This is a genomic window from Flavobacterium sp. WC2509 (assembly GCF_052683105.1).
In genome coordinates, this window is record NZ_JBQZFG010000001.1 from 104,421 (window position 1) to 123,773 (window position 19,353).

A 19,353-nucleotide genomic window follows, 5' to 3' on the forward strand; every position below is an offset into this window, starting at 1 on the left:
AACCATCAACCATCAACCATCAACCATCAACCATTAAAAAATGTACCTAAACTCCCACTCCTTCCACTCCCTCCGTTACGGCACTATCCCCCTTGAAGACCTCATCGGGCAGGCAATCACTTGTGGAGTAAAAACAATGGCACTTACTGATATCAATACCGTAACAGGAATTTATGACTTTATAAAAGGATGCGGAGCCGTAGGCATCAAACCCATTGTCGGAATCGAGTTTCGCTGTCAGCACCAATTTCGGTATATCGGTCTGGCCAAAAATGCCAATGGACTGGCTGAGATGAATCGCTTTTTAACTGCCCATAATTTCAGCGGGGAACCGCTACCAATTTGCGCGCCTAAATTCAATGATGTGTGCATAGTGTATTCCATGGAACAGGCCCCTACAACACTTAGAAAGAACGAGTATATTGGAATTCGCCCGGAAGAACTCCCTAAACTTTTTCTGTTAGAATGGAAAAGCAAAATTTCGAAAATGATCATCCTTCAGCCGGTAACGTTCAGAACAAAAAGAGAATTCAACCTCCATAAAATCCTTCGGGCTATAGATACGAACAACATTCTGTCCAAACTTACCGAATCAGATTATTGTAAAACTTCTGAAGTAATGTTGCCTATCGAATCACTTTTATTAGCCTATCAGGAATACCCTGAAATTATTTCCAATACACAAAAAGTGATAGAGGCTTGTAATTTTAAATTTGAATTCAATACCCCCAGAAACAAAAAATTCTATACCAATAATCGGGAAAGTGATATTGCCCTATTGACTACCTTGGCCAATCAGGGACTTTTGTGGCGTTATGGAAAAAACAATTCTTTGGCCAAGGCTCGTATAGAAAAAGAACTTAAAGTGATTGACCAACTCCAGTTTAGCGGTTATTTTTTAATCACTTGGGATATTATTCGCTACAGCAACAGCCGTGGATTTATGCACATCGGTCGCGGTAGCGGTGCGAACAGCATTGTTGCCTACTGTCTGGGAATTACGGATATCTGCCCTTTGGAGCTTGACTTGTATTTTGAACGCTTTCTAAACCTGAATCGCAAAAGCCCGCCCGATTTCGACATCGACTGGAGTTGGAAAGAACGGGATGTAATTTTAGAATACATTTTCAATCGTTACGGAGCCGATCATGTTGCCTTTTGCGGCACCAATGTCGAATTCAAATACCGCTCCATCTTTCGGGAAGTAGGTAAAGTTTTTGGATTGCCCAAAGAAGAATTAGATATGCTGGCTAAAAACCCAATAAAATTACATCAGACAAACAGCATTGTAAAACTCGTTCAGGAATATGGAATGTTACTGGAGAAATACCCAAACCAGCGCAGCATGCATTCCTGTGGAATTATAATATCCGAAGACCCCATTACCAATTTTACGCCATTGGAAATGCCTCCCAAGGGATTTCCGATTGTACTTTTTGACATGCACATTGCCGAAGACATTGGTTTCGAAAAATTTGACATCCTGAGCCAGCGCGGTATCGGGCATATTGACGACAGCGTGAAGCTTATCGAGAAAAATAGAGGAATCCGAGTGAATATTCGCGACACTTCCCTGTCAAAAGATGAAGCTTTAGCCAATAGCTATTTGGCACAAGGCAGAACCATCGGATGCTTTTATATAGAAAGCCCAGCCATGCGGGGTTTACTCAGACGTCTGAAATGCGACAATTATAAAATACTGGTAGCTGCTTCCTCCATTATTCGCCCAGGTGTGGCACAATCAGGTATGATGAAAGAATATATCTTTCGTCACAACCATCCCGATAAATTCGAGTATTTCCATCCTGTCTTTCAAGAACAGCTTGGAGAAACCTATGGCATTATGGTATATCAGGAAGATGTTATTAAAATCGCCCTCTATTATGGTGGCCTTCCCGCTGCTGATGGCGATATTCTTCGCAGGGCTATGAGTGGAAAAGGACGCTCTAAAGAAGCTCTTCAAAAAGTAAAAGACAATTTCTTTGCCTGCTGTGCCCAAAAAGGACATCCTGTAGCCCTTAGCGAGGAAATCTACCGACAGATTGAATCCTTTGCAGGTTATTCATTTTGTAAAGCCCATTCAGCTTCGTATGCTGTGGAAAGCTATCAAAGCCTGTATCTTAAAGTATATTATCCTATTGAGTTTATGGTAGCCGTCATAAACAATCAGGGTGGATTTTACAGAACCGAAGTCTATGTGCACGAAGCGCGTATGTCTGGAGCCACCATCAATAATCCTTGTGTGAATAAAAGTGAGTACGAAACCACGCTCTACGGCATCGAAGTTTATTTGGGTTTTATGCACCTACAAAGTTTGGAATCCAAAATGGCATCTTTTATAGTCTCAGATCGCAACAGTAATGGTGACTTTCAGTCGTTGGAGGATTTTATTAATCGCATCCCAATGGGTATTGAAGGAATAAAAATCCTAATTTTCATTGGAGCTTTTCGCTTTACAGGCAAATCCAAAAATCAGTTGTTGGTCATTGCCAGTCTACTCTTGAATAATTACAAACCCGAAAATAGAAACTTACTATTGATTCAGGAACCCGTTAAGGAATATAAACTCCCTACTTTGGAACGTTCTCTGTTTGAAGATGCTTTTGATGAAATTGAACTATTAAGCTTCCCTGTTTCCTGTACCCCCTTTGATCTTTTACAAACCAAGAACCGAGGAGATAGTATGGCCAAAGACCTGCTGACCTGTCACAAAAAACAAGTACGCATGCTAGCCTATCTTATCTCCCGCAAACAAGTACCTACCAAACGAGGAACAATGTATTTTGGAACTTGGATTGACCACGAGGGTTCCTATTTTGACACAGCCCACTTTCCCGACAGTCTGACTCAGTATCCTTTTCAAGGAGGCGGCTGTTATCTGCTGTTGGGTACTGTCGAAGTGGACTATCATTTCCCCACAATTACCATAACCAAAATGGCAAAAATGCCCTTCATCCCCGACCCTCGATACATGGACTCTAAAGACCAGTTCAAAACACAAAATCAAATCAAGGAAGATGTCAGCAGTACCCATCGCGCACCTTATCCACAAGAACATGAAATTAATTTACCCAGACAAAAATGGAGCTGAGCACAAAATAAGGATAACTGTACCCCTCTTGCATCTTCAATCTTGCATCTTTACTCTTCACTCTCCACTTTTGACTTTTGACTTTCAACTTTCGACTCTTACACCCTATGCAAATCGGGAATTTCTCTATTCAATTCGGGAATCACACACTACATTATTTGCAACCATAGCACTCACTAAATAGATTTGCGCCCCGATTCAATTCTCGAGTCCATTAAATTGTAAATCTTAAACTGCCCTAATGAAATTATTTGCAGAAACATTACTATCCGAGCTGGAAAAACAATTAAAATCAGTTCATTTAGAAACAGAACACACAATACAATCTGCTGAACTGGCAATAAAAAGTACTGCGATAGCAGTAGAGAAACTAAAGGTCTTTTTCATAAAATACAAGTACCTGAAGAAAAAAGAAGAAATCGAATTCTTTCGGGAAATCAAACCAAAATTTACTGCCAAACTAATCTATTACAACGAGATTTATACAATAGAAACCAACAAACCACTAGGGACACAAAAAACGATTCGCAAATATTATAAAGCAGAACTCCAAAAATTAAAAATATTCTTTAAAGAAAATAAGGAATTTTACCGCTACTGTCGCACTGGTAATAATTGTCTGGATCACAAATATTTTATACGGGCAAAATACGATCCCAAATTAATACTGGATAGTACTTATTTTCAGGCAGACCACCGTTTTACCACATCACATGACTATAAAATGGCACAAATATTGGCAAATGAAAAGATAAAAGTTTTTCTGGAAGATCAATTAAAACAATTGGAAAGAAAACCTATAGAAACAAAGGTACCTTCTCAAATCGTTAAAAAACAAAAATGGACAGGATCCAAAGTAGAATTAGTTGAATTGATTTACGCACTCCATTCAGAAGGAGTATTCAATAATGGAATTTCAGGCCTAAAAGAAGTCACAGCCTTTTTCGAATCCGCTTTTAATATTGATTTAGGACAATTCCACAGGGTATTTATTGAAATCCGAAACAGAAAATCTGACAGGACAAAATTCCTGAACACACTCAAAAACAATCTGATTATCCGCATGGACGATGCAGACGAAAACTAAAAAAGGCTGCTCAAATAGAGCAGCCTTAATATAATAGAGACAAAACTGTCTCTTCGGAATCTTCAATCCTTATATGATGTTTATTGATACACTACTTAACTGTCGAATGAACACTGTCAAGTGTGGCATTAAAAGAGGTTACAAGTTTAGTCCAGTCTGGATCAATGATTGGAGCCGTTTTCGTTTGTCCCAAACATATGGAATGGGAAGCAATCATTGGAGTAGAAGTATTATTAGCATATGAATTAATAACAGACATACAAGAGAATAAAACTAAAGTAATGTAGCATAAATTGATGTTTTTCATTTTGGTTAATGTTTTAAATGTTACTGATATTTTTTTATCAGTTCATTTCTCCCGGGGTAATCTGAACAGTGTTGATGTTGATTTTGCTCATAACAAAACCGTTTGAATTCAGGGCAAAACTAATAGGTCATTCTACCCTGAGCAAACCAACAACTGTTCGATTCCTGAATCCATACTATGTGATTCTCGAATTGAATACACGGCATTTTTCGCTAATAACCGACCCTACAGCGAGTTGCATGTAACATCACAAAAAATACTTTTTGTAAGGTTAACCCCTGTGTTTAATAGTTTATTTTAGCTACATTTATTTTTAAAAAACTCATTAATACAATATTCAGTACTTCTAATTACTACTTCACATTTTCTTAGAAATATGATAAATAAATACTTAATCATAGTATGGCTATGCTTATACCAGTATGCTTATACACAACAAAAAAACTTTGCCATTCCAGATAGCCTTTCTGCTAAAGACTATGAATATTTTAATGAAAATATTCACTATAAAGACGAAGACAATAGTAAAGAACTATTGTATGCACAATCTTGGTTAATTAAGGCTAAAAAGGAGAGGAATTTCAGCCAAATGGCAATGGCTTATAAAGTTTTAATCTATAAAAGCGATATAAAATTGCAGCTTAAATATGTTGACAGTATGGTAATCGCTGCCAGACAAACAGCCAATCTTGAATTAATCGGATCTGTTTATATGACAAAAGGAATAATACATTATGATCGTAAGGAATATAAAAAAGCACTCAATAATTACCTTATAGCAGATGAATACCTTTCAAAGACAAACAGCCAGTATCTTACATATAAAGTAAAATACGTAATTGCTCAGATTAAATTTTATCTCGGATTCTATGATGAAGCTATAGCATTGTTCAAAGAATGCATTAGCTATTTCAAATATTAAAATGACCGAGCCTATCTGAATTCACTTCATTCTTTAGGACTCTGTTACAACCGCATAGGAAAATACAAATTATCAAGTCAAATAAATCAAATAGGGCTTCGTGAGGGTTTACGACTGAAAAACATAGACATGCAATACTATTTTATTCAATCAGAAGGAGTTAATCAATATTTCACTCACAATTATAGAGACGCCATCAAGAAGTTAACGATGGCATTGCCCAGTATAAAAAACAATAAAGACCTTACTAATGAAACGGTAATCAATTTTTATATAGGCAAAAGTTACTGGTCACAAAATTTACAGGAAAAAGCACTCCCTTATTTCAAAAAGATAGATACAGCTTTCCAAAAACAGAATTATATCCGTCCAGATTTACGGGAAGCATACGAATTACTGATTGATTATTATCAACAGCAGAATAATAAAGAATTACAGTTATACTACATAAGTGCTCTTTTAAAAGTAGACAAGTTTCTAAATCAGGATTACAGATACCTTTCAGGAAAAATCCATAAAGAATACGATACAAAAAAATTATTACAAACTCAAAGAGACATTGAGCAGTCAATGAAATACGAGACAGTGGGTGGATTAATTATCATTATGATAATGACCTTGATCATAGCTTTATTGGTTAACAGGCATTTTAGAAATAAAAAACTGTTCAAAGAATTAATGAATCGCAAACCCGGAACCGAAAAACCTTTGGATTCAAGCAGCAGCAATAAAGAAATAGAACTGGATATTAGTCCTGAAGTGGTGGCCACAATTCTAAAAAACATTGAAAAATTTGAGTCCAAAAAAAAGTATCTTGGAAAAGACATGACTTTGGGAAAAATGGCAATCCTATTAAACACCAATACCAAATACGTTACAAAAATAATTACACGCTATCGTAATAAGGGCACTATTGAATACATAAGCGATTTAAAAATCGACCATATAGTAGAATTACTCAAAAACGAAAACAAATACCGCAATTACACCAACAAAGCATTAGGCGAAGAAGCAGGCTTTGGTTCCACTCAAAATTTCACAAAAGCATTCAATAATAGAACAGGCCTCTCTCCCACCTACTTCATCAAAAAATTAAAAAATCAATAACAATATATAGTTACAAAGTTACCTATTCATCTAGACAACAAAAAAACCTCAACAATAACTTTGCAATCCAATCCCCTATAACATTCTCCTCCTAACGAAGAAACGGCATCCGCAACCAAACCCACAATCAAAAAAATCCGTGAAAATCAGTTCAATCCGTGAAATCTGTGGCCAAAATTCCCCACCTAGAAAATCCACAGTCCAAGTCAAAGCATTAAAAAAAAAATCCGTGAAAAATCAGTTCAATCCGTACAATCTGTGGCCAAAATCTCCCGCAATGCTATTTATCAAATAAGGAAACTCAACACTTAAAAACAAAATTTATTTACAGTTTTTTCTTTCACAACTTGTGATTGCCCTTGTGATACAAAAACAATCTATCCCAACATTTTTGCACCACAAAAAAAATTAAGAAAAAACTTAAAAAATGAACTACATCAAACACCTGACTGGATTCTTCGATCGTATAATTGTTGATCCAAACCTCAACCCAACCCATATCAGTTTATACATGGCATTATTCCAGTTTTGGAATGTGAACCATTTCCGAAGTCCGATAAGTATAACAAGAGAAGAAGTGATGCATATCAGTAAAATTTGTTCGAAAGCAACCTATCATAAATGTATGAGAGAACTACATGAAAAGAAATACATTAAATACATGCCTTCTTTTAATCCTTTCAAAGGCAGTATGGTAATCCTTTTCAATTTTTCAGAAGACCCAAAACCAGTTCAAAAAAGAGTAAACAGTAATCCAAAAAATGAACAGCTGTTAAACAAGCAGGAAACAAGTACCGAAACAGGCACTGAACAAGCGCTGGTATCTTCTATAAACAATATAAACAAAACAAACAATTTAAACTTGGGAGAGCCATCCCCACAGTTCCAAATGCATATAGCTTTTTCCAATTATGAAATGAGCACGACCGAAAATTTGTCGCAAACACAAATGAACATAAGCGAATTACATACTCCAACAAAAACAATATTATCTACATATGAAAAAAACAAAATAGAAAAAGAGCAGCAAAAAAAATTTCTTGTCACTTCGAGCGAAGTCGAGAAGCCAACAATCGAAGAAATCAAAACCTACTTCGAACAGCAAAACTTCCCTGAAATCGAAGCACAAAAATTCTTCAATCATTTCTCCAGCAACGGCTGGCTGGTAGGAGGCAAAACTCCTATGGTTGATTGGCAGGCATCAGCAAGAAATTGGATGTTGAATACACAAAAATTCAATCTCCCCGAAAAACCCACCAGAGCAAAACACCTGAATACCGCCACCAATAAAAACTACGCAGAACCACTATAATTTTATCCCGAAAAAATTCCCCTCCCCTGGAGGGGTGCCCATAGGGCGGGGTGGTTTCCACATAAAAAAGTACCAATAAACTCCATATCAGAATCTCAGCAACTTAGAATCTTCAATGAAAACAAACTCCAATTACAACTACAAAGAAATTATACTTTGGCTCGAGAAAAAAGGTGTCGAACTTTACGGTATTGACTTTAAAATCCACGACAATGATCACACAATTATTTCCAAACTAATTGCATATTTCCTCAAAGACAAACCAACTTGTGTTCAATTCAGTATCGACCTCAACAAAGGAATTATGCTTTCTGGTCCAGTTGGCTGTGGCAAAACATCTCTAATGCATTTGATGAAACACCTCACCTCTTCCACTCACAAATTTGCAGTAAAACCATGTAGAGACATCAGTTTTGAATTTATAAAAGAAGGCTACGAAATCATTCACAAATACAGCAAGTCAGCCCCAAAAATAATTTGCTTTGATGATCTGGGAACCGAAAACAACCTCAAATACTTCGGTAACGAATGCAATGTCATAGCCGAAATCCTTTTATCCCGCTATGATTTATTCATTAGTCGAAAACTCCAAACCCACATAACCACCAACCTATCCGCTTCCGAAATCGAAGAAACATACGGCAACCGTGTCCGATCCCGCTTGCGTTCCTCACTAAACCTCATAGCTTTCGACAAAGACGCCAAAGACAAACGATAATATTTCTTTAAAAACAACAACCCTCCATCCCAACAATCAACAATCAACAATTAACAATCCCCAATTAAACAATTAAACGATTAAAACAATTAAACGATTAAACGATTAAACAAAAATACGCTTCTCATAAAAAAATCAGTGACAATCCGTTTAATCCGTTCAATCTGTGGCCAAAATCCACACAATACTTCCTCCTGACAAAGTAAGAATCCCCACAATCTAAAATCTTGTTTCTTGATTCTAAAATCCTCAATCTAAAATCTAAAATCCTCAATCTAAAATCTAAAAAAGCCCATTCCTATTCCGGTTTGGGCTTCTCTAACAAAAACAATTTAAGTAAAACTACTTCCTGTACTTCTTAACGATAAATTTAAACATCATGGAAAATACAAAACTGACTATAGCTCCAATAGTAGCCAATAAAACAGTTTTTAAAATATCCTCCGAATGTAAATTTGGCAGCACACTCAAAAAAGTACCGCTTGCAGTACCAAACAATATAGGATTACTCGACTGCATTCAAATCATCTTTTATGGTGGTAAGCTGGCTCACTGCGGATAATATACCACCCGCAACAGCCAAATATCCTCCAACAGTTATCACTGCTAAAGGCAAAGCAACTGGCGATGCTACGATGGTGCCACCAATAGTTGCGACAGCCAATCCGATGTTTCGAAGCACTTTAAAAAATTTCGGTATGGGAGCTTTCGCTCTTTGCATAACATTCATAAATATTTGTTTTTTTTTATCCCTGTCATCCTGAGCGGAGTCGAAGGATTATGATTGAACAATTAATAAAACAGTCTCATTTCTTTCCAAAGCACTATAAACTAAACATTTTACTTTGAGAAAAGCCTGTCTGGACTGAAGACCTAAACCAGCTCCCGAAACTTTTGTTACAGGAGCTATACATCCTTTCAATTCCTTTTGGGCATTGTTAGCAGGGTGTAATAAAATAGAACTTCTGTTTGCTACATCCGCTACCTCAACATGCCATTGAAATTTGGGACTGTATCGCCGTCTTAATAAATACTTCCCCTCTGGAATACAGGAAATCTGTTTAGCATTATCGAGCCAGGGCAATTCAATGGTATAACAGACAAATCTGCCTTCACATTCGATTTTCCCATTAGTCCCGTCAGAGAAATAAGTACGGGTTAATACTATATCCATGCTACAATCCGCTTACTTGAGCCAAAGCCAAAGGATTGTAAGAACCATTCTTTAAAGGATACATCTTACCGTTCACCCCTTGATAGAATTCTACTCCAAGAGCAAGAAACAAAGGTTTAGTACTATTTGGTGTAACAGCATTCAGATGGTTGATAGCTACCGTCGGATTACTGTCCCATGGAAGTACAGCCGTTTCAGAAGTAGAAGAGACAAATGTTTCCGCTTCAAAATCAATTTCGGCACCGGCTGATATGATTTTAAAATGAGTAGTCCCGCTTGGAGCAGCAATCATGTTAATAGGAATAAATGGATCCACATCAACAGTGATTTCACCAGTAGCACGATCGATTCCTCCCAGAAATGGAGCAAAAAAAGTAGCAGTCAATTTTCCTGTGATATTAAAATCAAAACCGCTGAGCAATTCTGCTTCACCATCAATGACATTTCTTTGTCCACGGTCATTAGTCGCATCCGCTTGAATTACTTTCATCATCACTTGAGTAAGACGGCTAACCATTCTACTGTCGGATGAATTCAATAACAGCGTACGCAAAGCCAAACGCAATGTTTTTCCAGCCTTACCTGCTCTGCCAAATTCAGACCCATTCTCTCGTGTGCGTTGAAATGCAGGATCAGTTGCAATTCGGTTGGCATCAATGCCCCCTTTTTCACGGGCAATGTACCCATCTTTTGATTTGTAAAAAGTAATATCCCCGATAGTACCTTTCAATTTGATTATGCCTTTCTGTTTTGCCATAATAATTTAAAATTTAAGAGTCTGTTTAAATTTTATATTTTAGAATTGTTATGGTTTATTTTTGAGCGAAAAAAGGCAAATTTTGCAGAGATAGTTGAGAACTATCTCGAAAAATTTAACGAATTTGTAGCCGAAAAGAAACGTAACAAAATAATTAGATAAAAATTAAACAGGCTCTAGGTTAAAAAATGATTGATTTACTCGTTCATCCTGAATATTCGTTGCAACTAAATCTGGAATGCTTGGAGCAAATATTTCATCATTTAAATCAATTTTCAAAAGGCAACGGTCAAAAACGGTAGTAAAAAGCCTATAATAATCCTTTTAAGTCACTTAAAACAAAATATTTTTAAGTAAATTTGTCTAGCAAGGGAAGGGTACTCAAAGCCCTATCCTAAGTATGGATAATGTATGAAGAGTAGCAGTATGATAACAGCAAACATTAGGGTATGTATTTATCCAAAAGATGTACAGCGTATTACTGGTAAAACATACAGACAGGCAAGGTTGTATTTAAATAAAATTAAAGACAGCTTGAAAAAAGAACAACATCAATTAATCTCGATAGAGGAATTTTGTTCGTATTCAGGCCTTCAGCTGGAACATGTTTTACGTTGTATAGTGGGATAAATTTAAGAGTATTAAAAACTCTTGCACACTGTCATAACACAATCATACATGTTCAACAAGTAGTCCAAACGTATAGCATAACTAATACAAAATCAATAATTACAAACTATACTTTCTTCACAAGATTTAATTAGCTGTGCGTTATCAATAAAATTGGAAACTTACCAAAAACTAAGCTGCTGTCATTTTATTATACTTATTTCTATATTCAATCGGGCTTAAACCGGTAATTTTCTTAAAAATAGTTCTAAACGCTTTGGTATCTGTATAACCAACATCGTACATTACTTCATTAATATTCTTACGGCTTGTTTCAAAACTTCGTTTAGCATTCTCCATTTTTAGTCTATTGATATATTCTAAAACCGAATGGTTTGTCGCCAGCTTGAACCTTCTTTCAAAACTTCTTCTTCCCAAAGAAACTAAATTGGCTAGTTCTTCGATTGTAATTCGTTCCTGAATATTATTTTCGATGAATTCCTGCGCTTTTTTTATAGCAGCATCGTTGTGATTTTTTTGGCCTTGAAACATTGCAAAAGCCGATTAACTTTCTCGATCTATATCAATAGCAAAGTACTTTGAAGCTAATATTGCAGTTTCCCTATTCGTGTATTTTTCTACTAGATAGAGTAATAAATCCCGCTCTGCGAAGTGTTCTATAAAAAACAAAGCGTTCTTAAATGCACCTGTGCTGTGCGAAGTCTCCCGACTTCGTACCCGCTCCGATTGTCCAAGCAGTAGATCACGCAAAATACTTGAAGTGCTTATTGGAGTATGTGTGATAAGGCAGAAACGGCATATAGCAACGAGTACGAAGTCGGAAGACTTCAGTATTCTTAAAATAACGATTACTTGTTTCTATTAAAGAGGACTTAGGTGAGCGGATTAAATGTTATTTTGATCGAATTTCATATTGATTATTGCCAAAGCAAAGAAATAGAACAATAAACCTCCCTCATAAGAATAGATAACACCACTATGAAAAATTAATTCAAATGTATTTTTACCTCTGCGAGGTTTAATGTAATGTAAATATCGCCTATAATTTATTGTTTTATAAATTTTGGTAAAAAGTCCTTTAACATTTGTTTTAACTAGGGTGCAATTAATAACATGGTTTAGACGGCACTGATGCATGGGCAGAAATGCGCAGAATTGATAACATCGATAATACTGGTGTGACTGGAAACATAGAAGGAATAAACGCATTTAAACAACTCAAATAATGGATATTATGAAACGAAACATGCTAATTAAAATTATATTTACAATTGTAATAACTTTATTCATTACCAATTGCATCACGGCACAACATCAAATAGATAAGGATGTCACTTTTAGTTTCAAAGGGAAAAATAATTATATTCCTCTAAACACTTTTTTAGCCTATTATAAACTCGACAAAGAAAATTTATCAAAGTGCATGGCAGCTTCTGGAATATTAAAATTTCAAGTAACGCCTAAAGGCAAAATAGCATCCATAAATACGGAGGGGAACTTACCCGAAGATTTAGTCAAACTTATAAAAGAAAGAATTATGCTTACAGAAGACCATTGGGTTTTTAGTTATTCAATTCTAAAATCAGGTAAAAATATTGAGTTTTATTATCCATTCTACTTGTCAATTAATCTTAAGACTGACTGTAAAATTAAAGTTCATGAATCATATAATTTATTAAGTGATTTATGTGGTGCTCAAAAAGTTTTGCATATAAGGAATGAAATTTACTTTATAGCTCCCGATTTTAGTGTATCACAAATATGATTCAGTATGTTTTTGAAAGAATATTAGTTAAGTATATTGTAAATATTCTAACAACATGAAGATATGAGGTTATCAGAAAGAATTGATTCCCTCATTTTTTTACAAACTTGAAAAAATCAATATAGTATAACTAAGTAATGTAAAACATAGAAACTATGAAAAAACATTTAACAATTAGAATTATAATAGCCTTATTCATTACCAATTGCATTACAGCCCAACACAAAATCGATAATGATATCGCTTTTAGTTTTAAAGGGAAAAACAACTATATTCCTCTGAACACTTTTTTAGCCTATTATAAATTCGACAAAGAAAATTTATCAAAGTGCATAGCAGCTTCTGGAATAATAAAATTTCAAGTAACGCCTAAAAGCAAAATAGCATCCATAAATACAGAGGGGAACTTACCCGATGATCTAATTAAACTCATAAAAGAAAGGATTATGCTTACTGAAGATCATTGGGTTTTTAGCGATTCAATTCTAAAATCAGGCAAAAACATTGAATTTTATTATCCTTTTTATATGGAGATTAATATGTTAATAGACTGTAAAATAAGCACTAATGAATCTTTTAATTTATTAATTGAAATGTTTGGAGATCAAAAAGTTTTACACATCAGGGATAAGATTTATTATATAGCACCTGGCTTTTCTGGTCAGACAAGATAATTCAATATACTTTTCAATACGATTATTTAAGTATATTCTAGAAATGCGTATTTAATCTGAAGAGATTTGGCTGCATTTCATTTAGACAGTCTCCCTTTTTAAATATTTGAAAAACCCCGATAGCGCAGAATTGCATTCTGTGCCCGCAAAGATTAGTAATTTTAAATTTTCAAAAAAAGCTACAGGAATTATTTTCTTGCAGCTTTTTTGTGTGTTAACTTTAAGGCTTATTGCTTCGGGCACAGAATTGTTCGTCAGTTTAATTCGTTCGTGTACAAATCTGCCTTTACTTTATAATTGTAATCGCTTCAAGTGCACTGAATGGGATGATTGTAAAATCATCCATTTTTTGTTCCTATATCAAACATCCTTTTTCCATCATTAGCTGTGCGTTAGGAATAAAATTGTGAACTTACCAAAAACTAAGCTGCTGTCATTTTATTATACTTATTTCTATATTCAATTGGACTTAAACCGGTAATTTTCTTAAAAATAGTTCTAAACGCTTTGGTATCTGTATAACCAACATCGTACATTACTTCATTAATATTCTTACGACTTGTTTCAAAACTTCGTTTAGCATTCTCCATTTTTAGTCTATTGATATATTCTAAAACCGAATGGTTTGTCGCCAGCTTGAACCTTCTTTCAAAACTTCTTCTTCCCAAAGAAACTAAATTGGCTAGTTCTTCGATTGTAATTCGTTCCTGAATATTATTTTCGATGAATTCCTGCGCTTTTTTTATAGCAGCATCGTTGTGATTTTTTTGGCCTTGAAACATAGCAAAAGCCGATTGACTTTCTCTGTCTATATCAATAGCAAAATACTTTGAAGCTAATATTGCAGTTTCCCTATTCGTGTACTTTTCAACTAGATAGAGTAATAAATTCCAATAAGACATGGCACCACCGCTTGAATACAGCCGATTTTCTTCGGTAATCACGCTTCCGTCAACCACTTCTACATCTGGGAACATTTCGCGAAATTCATTTTGATACCCCCAATGTGTAGAACATTTTTTTCCATTTAATAATCCTGTGGATGCTAACAAAAATGCACCAACACAAAGTGACGCCACCTCTGCCCCATTATCATAGTGCTTATTAATCCAAGGCAATAATTTTTCATTGATCTGAATAGCATTTTTCATGTCTCCAAACAAGGCGGGAATGATAATCAAATCGGTTTGATCTACCTCCTCTAAAAGGTGCGAAGCAGTAATCGAAAATAATCCATCATTAATTTTTACCTGCTTATCTGCAGCCACTAATTGAATAGTAAACAACTGCTCCTGCCCTGATGCAGTCAAAAACTGATTTACCGTTGTGAATAAATATTGAGGATCAGCTATGGCCTGCATTACTGAACTATTTGGAACTAAAATACTTATAGTCATCATTTTAAAAAAATTAGAGTGACGCAAAGTTAAAACTAACTTTGACGTAAATCACCTGTATGTTGTCATTTTTACACATTTTAAATTTTATAAATTCTTCTGAACTTTGTTTTAGTATTTAACAACTAAAAAACAAGACATGAGCACAGTAGCAATTTATCTCAATTTTCAAGGCAATACAGAAGAGGCTTTCACTTTTTACAAAACTGTTTTTGGTACAGAATTTTCGGCACCTTTTATGAAATTAAAAGACATGCCGGCAGATCCTAATGCTCCAAAATTTCCAGAATCCGAAATGAATAATGTAATTCATGTGGCCCTGCCTATTATTGGCGGTACCGTAATAATGGGAACAGACATGTTTGAATCTATGGGGCAAAAATTGATTGTAGGCAACAATACCACTATCAGCCTTCAATTAGATTCAAAAGAGGAAGCAGACAAATTTTATACAGCTTTATCAGAAGGAGGAAGTGACCAGGCCCCAATGAGAGATGAATTTTGGGGATATTGGGGCTGCTGTCTCGACAAATTCGGTATTCGCTGGATGTTTAATGTAATGAACTAATTAAAATTTAATAATAATAATAATAATAATAATAATAATAATAAACGCGTTGGGTGTAATTCAAAAAAAATATTTAAACACATAGAAACATAGATTTTATTAAAAAAGAATACAAAAAAGAAATATATTTCTTTCACATAGAGAGCTATGTGCGTTTTAAACAAGTGAAACGCCTTCTTTTAAACTTACATAATCTATGTTTCTATGTGTTTAAAATAATTGCGCCCAACGGATTAATAATAATAAAAATGGAAAATAATAGTGTATCACTTCAAAGGGTTTTAAAAGCTTCACCCGAAAAAGTTTTTCGTGCTTTTGCTGATCCATTGGCTTATGCCAGCTGGCTGCCTCCTTATGGTTTTTTATGCACCATTCACGAAATGAATTTTAAAATTGGCGGCCGTTTCAAAATGTCATTTACCAATTTCACAACAGGAAATGGGCAATCCTTTGGCGGCACTTTTTTGGACATCAAACCCAACGAATTAATTAAAAATTCCGATAGATTTGATGAACCAAATTTACCGGGAGAAATGATTACCACAATTTGGTTCAAAGAAGTTTTGTGCGGCACCGAATTAAAAGTTTTGCAGGAAGGCATTCCCGCAGAAATTCCTGCAGCAATGTGCTATTTGGGCTGGCAGGAATCATTAGAAAAATTAATAAAATTAGTGGAACCAGAAATTCAAGATGCCTAATTTTTATGACGAACATCAAAACTTTACGGACCTGCAAAAAAGGCCACCGTTTTTATAAAAGCAGCGATTGTCGGGTATGCCCTGTTTGTGAAGAGGAACGAAAATGGGAGAATGAGCTGTTCTCATCACTTTCAGCACCTCCAAGAAGAGCTTTAGAAAACAAAGGAATTGGTACGCTTCAGGAACTGTCTCAATTTAGTGAAAAAGAAATTCTGCAGCTGCATGGCATTGGCAAATCTGCTATTCCAAAACTAGTTCAATTATTAAAAACAGAGGGATTAAAATTTACAGAAATAAGAAAATGATAAAACTGAATTCTTATTTAACTTTTAATGGCAACTGTCGTGAGGCAATGACTTTCTACGCAGGATGTTTAGGAGGCGAACTGACTTTTCAAACCATTGGCGAATCGCCGCTGTCTGAAAGAATGCCTCAAAAAATGAAAAACTGTATCCTGCATTCGACAATTACCAAAGACGGATTCCTGCTCATGGGTTCTGATATAGTGAATGAAAATGGTTTGATAAAAGGAAATAGCGTTTCACTTTCACTCAGCTGCAGTACCGAAGAAGAAATATACAATTACTATGCAAAACTTTCAGAAGGAGGCTTTGCAGACCATCCATTAGAAAACAGTTTCTGGGGAGCTTTATTTGGTGATCTTACTGATAAATATGGCAATCATTGGATATTAGATTATAACAAAAAACAGCATTTATAAAAAGTTCATTATGAATAATTCAATTTATCCTTGTTTATGGTTTGAAAATCAAGCCAAAACAGCAGCAGATTTTTATTGTTCCATCTTTCCTAATTCTAAAATCACCAGCGAAAACTCAATTGTTGTTCGATTTGAATTAAATGGGTTTCCATTTATGGGTTTGAATGGCGGGCCTCAATATCAATTCTCGCCTGCAAATTCCTATGTTATAGAATGTAAAACCCAAGAAGAAATTGATTATTATTGGGAAAAATTAGGCGCAAATGGCAACTACAATAAATGCGGCTGGTTAGACGATCAGTTTGGTGTTTCCTGGCAGATTGTTCCCGCTATTTTAGATCAGTTAATGTCGGATCCCAAAAGAGCTCCCAAAGTAATTGAAGCTTTTATGCAAATGACTAAGTTTGACATTGAAACTTTGTTAAAGGCATAAATCAATAAAAACGAGTTGGGTGTAATTCAAAAAAAAATAAACATATAGAAACATAGATTTTATTAAAAAAGAATGCAAAAAAGAAATATATTTCTTTCACATAGAGAGCTATGTGTGTTTTAAACAAGTGAAACGCCTTCTTTTAAACTTACATAATCTATGTTTCTATGTGTTTAAAAAATTGCACCCAACGGGTTAATAAAAATCACTAATTTAAAAACTATAAAAAAATGACAACTACAAAAACAAACAAAATCATTTTTTGGACATCAACAATCCTAATTTTTCTATTTGAAGGGGTAATGCCTGCTTTAACTTCACAAACAGAATTAGCAAAAGAAGGTATCAGACACCTGGGTTATCCTGAATATTTTGGGAATGCATTAGTGGTTTTCAAAATTCTTGGCGTTATTATTCTGGTAGTGCCTCAAATTCCAAAACGGTTGAAAGAATGGGCGTATGCAGGATTTACTTTCGATTTTCTTTTTGCATCCATCAGCCATTATGCTGTTGACGGTCTGGATTTTCAAACTTTCTTTCCTCTTATCGTATTAGCTATTTTAATGGTTTCTTATGTATTTTATCATAAGATAAATTCAAATAATTTAAACTCATAGAATTATGGCAATTATTAATATTCATATCAATTTTAATGGAAATGCCGAAGAAGCATTTACATTCTACAAATCAGTATTTGGCGGAGAATTCACAAAGATCATTCGTTTCAAAGACATTTCAAGTCCTGAATTTCCAGTGGCTGAAAAGGAAGCTAATAAAGTAATGTACATTGCTTTGCCTATCGGCGGCAATATTTTAATTGCAAATGATGTTCCCGAAATTATGGGAAAAACAAATGAAAACGAAAATCGATCCAAAATTGCCATTAGCGCCGAAAGTAAAGAAGAAGCTGACCAATTATTTAACGGACTTTCAGCTGGAGGGCAAATTGAATTTCCTATTGAAGAAAGCGGTTGGGGATCTTACTTTGGATGTTTTAGGGATAAATATGGAATTGAATGGACGGTAAACTTTGATAAAAACTAATAAATTTCTGATTCAAATTAGTAACCGAATCAGGTTTTAACATAAATCTAAAAAAGAGCAAAGATTATTACACCTTTGCTCTTTTTTAATTAATTTAAACGATTGATCTTTGCTCTGATATAGGATATCTGCATTCAATCATACTAGTGATTGTCAAATTCTCGGCGTTTGTAAAAGCTGTCATCATCACTGTCATCATTATGACTAGCATCATTTTCAGGGTAGTAGGACTTCATTACACTTCGCTCATAATTTCTGTCAAAATTCTGCTGACTGTTAAATCGGTTCGTGTTTCTAAAAGTATGATATCCTATACTGTTAGCCATGACAATCTTCGTATCTTTATTTATGCTTACAGATCCAATGGGTATGATAATATGGCTGTTTCCGTCTTTATAAACGAACTCCTTTCCATCGTCGTTCGCTATAGCATCATGTATCTCATTACGGCTGTCCTCTATCAATGCTTTATCTACATTTACATCCAGATAAACAACGCGCTGCATATCTTTATTAACCCACAGATTATCAATTTTACCTATAGTCCGGTTATCAGCGTCTACTATTTTCCATCCTCTTATGTCAGAATAATTTGAAGCAATCTTATAATCAGAAAGTTCATCTAGTCTGTATAAATTTCTGTCTTTATTTTCCATAAATTCTTTTTTAATATTAATATTCATTTTCTGCTGCCTACAGTTGCAGGAAAATATAGTTTGTATTTCCTCACTAAGTAAAACAACACTATTATCCTGCTGTTTAGCTGTTCCTTTTAACGTACATCTGTACTTTTTTCGATTGCTGCGTTACTATCACTTTGAGTTTCAGTATTGCTCAAAAGGATGAAGAATAAAAGTGCTGCGATTATCAGCCCAGCAACAATCCACGGCCATACCGGTTTTTTTTTCTCAATTTTAATTTCTGCCATGACTTTATTTTTTTTGATTA

The 19,353-nt window shown here is 34.9% G+C and carries 23 protein-coding genes; 15 read left to right on the top strand and 8 right to left on the bottom strand.

Annotated elements, in window-relative coordinates:
- Nucleotides 1-40 precede the first annotated feature (40 nt).
- Entirely contained in the window at nt 41-3,091 is a 3,051-nt protein-coding gene (locus ACUN3A_RS00405; protein ID WP_445549369.1) for a DNA polymerase III subunit alpha, read from the top strand.
- 241 nt (nt 3,092-3,332) lie between these two features.
- A complete protein-coding gene (locus ACUN3A_RS00410) occupies nt 3,333-4,178 on the top strand; it encodes an RteC domain-containing protein (RefSeq protein ID WP_445549370.1) in 846 nt (281 codons plus the stop codon).
- Nucleotides 4,179-4,269: 91 nt separating this feature from the next.
- Here the strand turns inward: ACUN3A_RS00410 and ACUN3A_RS00415 are convergent, their stop codons facing one another.
- On the bottom strand, nt 4,270-4,485 hold the full coding sequence (locus ACUN3A_RS00415) for a hypothetical protein (RefSeq protein ID WP_445549371.1): 216 nt from the start codon (nt 4,483-4,485) through the stop codon (nt 4,270-4,272).
- 376 nt (nt 4,486-4,861) lie between these two features.
- Between ACUN3A_RS00415 and ACUN3A_RS00420 the strand changes: the two genes are divergently transcribed.
- The 4 genes from ACUN3A_RS00420 to ACUN3A_RS00435 all read left to right on the top strand — a co-directional run bounded on the left by ACUN3A_RS00420 (nt 4,862) and on the right by ACUN3A_RS00435 (nt 8,544).
- The gene (locus ACUN3A_RS00420) at nt 4,862-5,407 is read left to right on the top strand and encodes a hypothetical protein (protein ID WP_445549372.1); all 546 of its coding nucleotides are present in this window, start codon (nt 4,862-4,864) and stop codon (nt 5,405-5,407) included.
- Between the two features lie 129 nt (nt 5,408-5,536).
- Nucleotides 5,537-6,514, top strand: coding sequence for a helix-turn-helix domain-containing protein (locus ACUN3A_RS00425; RefSeq protein ID WP_445549373.1), 978 nt, complete (start codon nt 5,537-5,539; stop codon nt 6,512-6,514).
- A 427-nt stretch (nt 6,515-6,941) separates the two neighbouring features.
- Nucleotides 6,942-7,826, top strand: coding sequence for a transcriptional regulator (locus tag ACUN3A_RS00430; protein ID WP_445549374.1), 885 nt, complete (start codon nt 6,942-6,944; stop codon nt 7,824-7,826).
- 115 nt (nt 7,827-7,941) lie between these two features.
- Nucleotides 7,942-8,544, top strand: coding sequence for an AAA family ATPase (locus ACUN3A_RS00435; RefSeq protein ID WP_445549375.1), 603 nt, complete (start codon nt 7,942-7,944; stop codon nt 8,542-8,544).
- 505 nt (nt 8,545-9,049) lie between these two features.
- On the opposite strand, the gene ACUN3A_RS00440 is transcribed toward ACUN3A_RS00435, so the two are convergent.
- The 4 genes from ACUN3A_RS00440 to ACUN3A_RS00455 all read right to left on the bottom strand — a co-directional run bounded on the left by ACUN3A_RS00440 (nt 9,050) and on the right by ACUN3A_RS00455 (nt 11,636).
- Entirely contained in the window at nt 9,050-9,274 is a 225-nt protein-coding gene (locus ACUN3A_RS00440; RefSeq protein ID WP_445549376.1) for a hypothetical protein, read from the bottom strand.
- A 48-nt stretch (nt 9,275-9,322) separates the two neighbouring features.
- Nucleotides 9,323-9,718: a DUF5675 family protein gene (locus ACUN3A_RS00445; protein ID WP_445549377.1), complete on the bottom strand. Its 396-nt coding sequence runs from the start codon at nt 9,716-9,718 to the stop codon at nt 9,323-9,325.
- A 1-nt stretch (nt 9,719) separates the two neighbouring features.
- On the bottom strand, nt 9,720-10,475 hold the full coding sequence (locus tag ACUN3A_RS00450; RefSeq protein WP_445549378.1) for a hypothetical protein: 756 nt from the start codon (nt 10,473-10,475) through the stop codon (nt 9,720-9,722).
- Nucleotides 10,476-11,276: 801 nt separating this feature from the next.
- Nucleotides 11,277-11,636: a helix-turn-helix domain-containing protein gene (locus ACUN3A_RS00455; RefSeq protein ID WP_445549379.1), complete on the bottom strand. Its 360-nt coding sequence runs from the start codon at nt 11,634-11,636 to the stop codon at nt 11,277-11,279.
- A 703-nt stretch (nt 11,637-12,339) separates the two neighbouring features.
- Here ACUN3A_RS00455 and ACUN3A_RS00460 point away from each other — a divergent pair.
- Complete coding sequence (locus ACUN3A_RS00460) at nt 12,340-12,870, top strand: hypothetical protein (RefSeq protein ID WP_445549380.1); 531 nt, start codon at nt 12,340-12,342, stop codon at nt 12,868-12,870.
- Between the two features lie 155 nt (nt 12,871-13,025).
- On the top strand, nt 13,026-13,544 hold the full coding sequence (locus ACUN3A_RS00465) for a hypothetical protein (RefSeq protein WP_445549381.1): 519 nt from the start codon (nt 13,026-13,028) through the stop codon (nt 13,542-13,544).
- Between the two features lie 422 nt (nt 13,545-13,966).
- Here the strand turns inward: ACUN3A_RS00465 and ACUN3A_RS00470 are convergent, their stop codons facing one another.
- Complete coding sequence (locus tag ACUN3A_RS00470; RefSeq protein ID WP_445549382.1) at nt 13,967-14,944, bottom strand: GlxA family transcriptional regulator; 978 nt, start codon at nt 14,942-14,944, stop codon at nt 13,967-13,969.
- Between the two features lie 136 nt (nt 14,945-15,080).
- Between ACUN3A_RS00470 and ACUN3A_RS00475 the strand changes: the two genes are divergently transcribed.
- From ACUN3A_RS00475 to ACUN3A_RS00505, 7 genes are all read left to right on the top strand, one after another.
- Nucleotides 15,081-15,509 carry a VOC family protein gene (locus ACUN3A_RS00475; protein ID WP_445549383.1) on the top strand — a complete coding sequence of 143 codons (429 nt, stop codon included), beginning with the start codon at nt 15,081-15,083 and terminating at the stop codon, nt 15,507-15,509.
- Nucleotides 15,510-15,757: 248 nt separating this feature from the next.
- Nucleotides 15,758-16,207, top strand: a complete 450-nt coding sequence (locus ACUN3A_RS00480; RefSeq protein ID WP_445549384.1) for an SRPBCC family protein — start codon at nt 15,758-15,760, stop codon at nt 16,205-16,207.
- Nucleotides 16,208-16,212: 5 nt separating this feature from the next.
- Nucleotides 16,213-16,512 (top strand): hypothetical protein, encoded by a 300-nt coding sequence (locus ACUN3A_RS00485; RefSeq protein ID WP_445549385.1) that lies wholly within the window; start codon nt 16,213-16,215, stop codon nt 16,510-16,512.
- On the top strand, nt 16,509-16,928 hold the full coding sequence (locus ACUN3A_RS00490; RefSeq protein WP_445549386.1) for a VOC family protein: 420 nt from the start codon (nt 16,509-16,511) through the stop codon (nt 16,926-16,928). Before ACUN3A_RS00485 ends, ACUN3A_RS00490 begins: the two co-directional genes overlap by 4 nt.
- 10 nt (nt 16,929-16,938) lie before the next feature.
- Nucleotides 16,939-17,361, top strand: a complete 423-nt coding sequence (locus tag ACUN3A_RS00495) for a VOC family protein (protein WP_445549387.1) — start codon at nt 16,939-16,941, stop codon at nt 17,359-17,361.
- Nucleotides 17,362-17,591: 230 nt separating this feature from the next.
- Nucleotides 17,592-17,978, top strand: a complete 387-nt coding sequence (locus ACUN3A_RS00500) for a DoxX family protein (RefSeq protein WP_445549388.1) — start codon at nt 17,592-17,594, stop codon at nt 17,976-17,978.
- Between the two features lie 4 nt (nt 17,979-17,982).
- A complete protein-coding gene (locus tag ACUN3A_RS00505; protein WP_445549389.1) occupies nt 17,983-18,405 on the top strand; it encodes a VOC family protein in 423 nt (140 codons plus the stop codon).
- 143 nt (nt 18,406-18,548) lie between these two features.
- Here the strand turns inward: ACUN3A_RS00505 and ACUN3A_RS00510 are convergent, their stop codons facing one another.
- Nucleotides 18,549-19,088, bottom strand: a complete 540-nt coding sequence (locus tag ACUN3A_RS00510; protein ID WP_445549390.1) for a PRC-barrel domain-containing protein — start codon at nt 19,086-19,088, stop codon at nt 18,549-18,551.
- Between the two features lie 89 nt (nt 19,089-19,177).
- Nucleotides 19,178-19,333 carry a hypothetical protein gene (locus ACUN3A_RS00515; protein WP_445549391.1) on the bottom strand — a complete coding sequence of 52 codons (156 nt, stop codon included), beginning with the start codon at nt 19,331-19,333 and terminating at the stop codon, nt 19,178-19,180.
- Nucleotides 19,334-19,353: the final 20 nt, after the last annotated feature.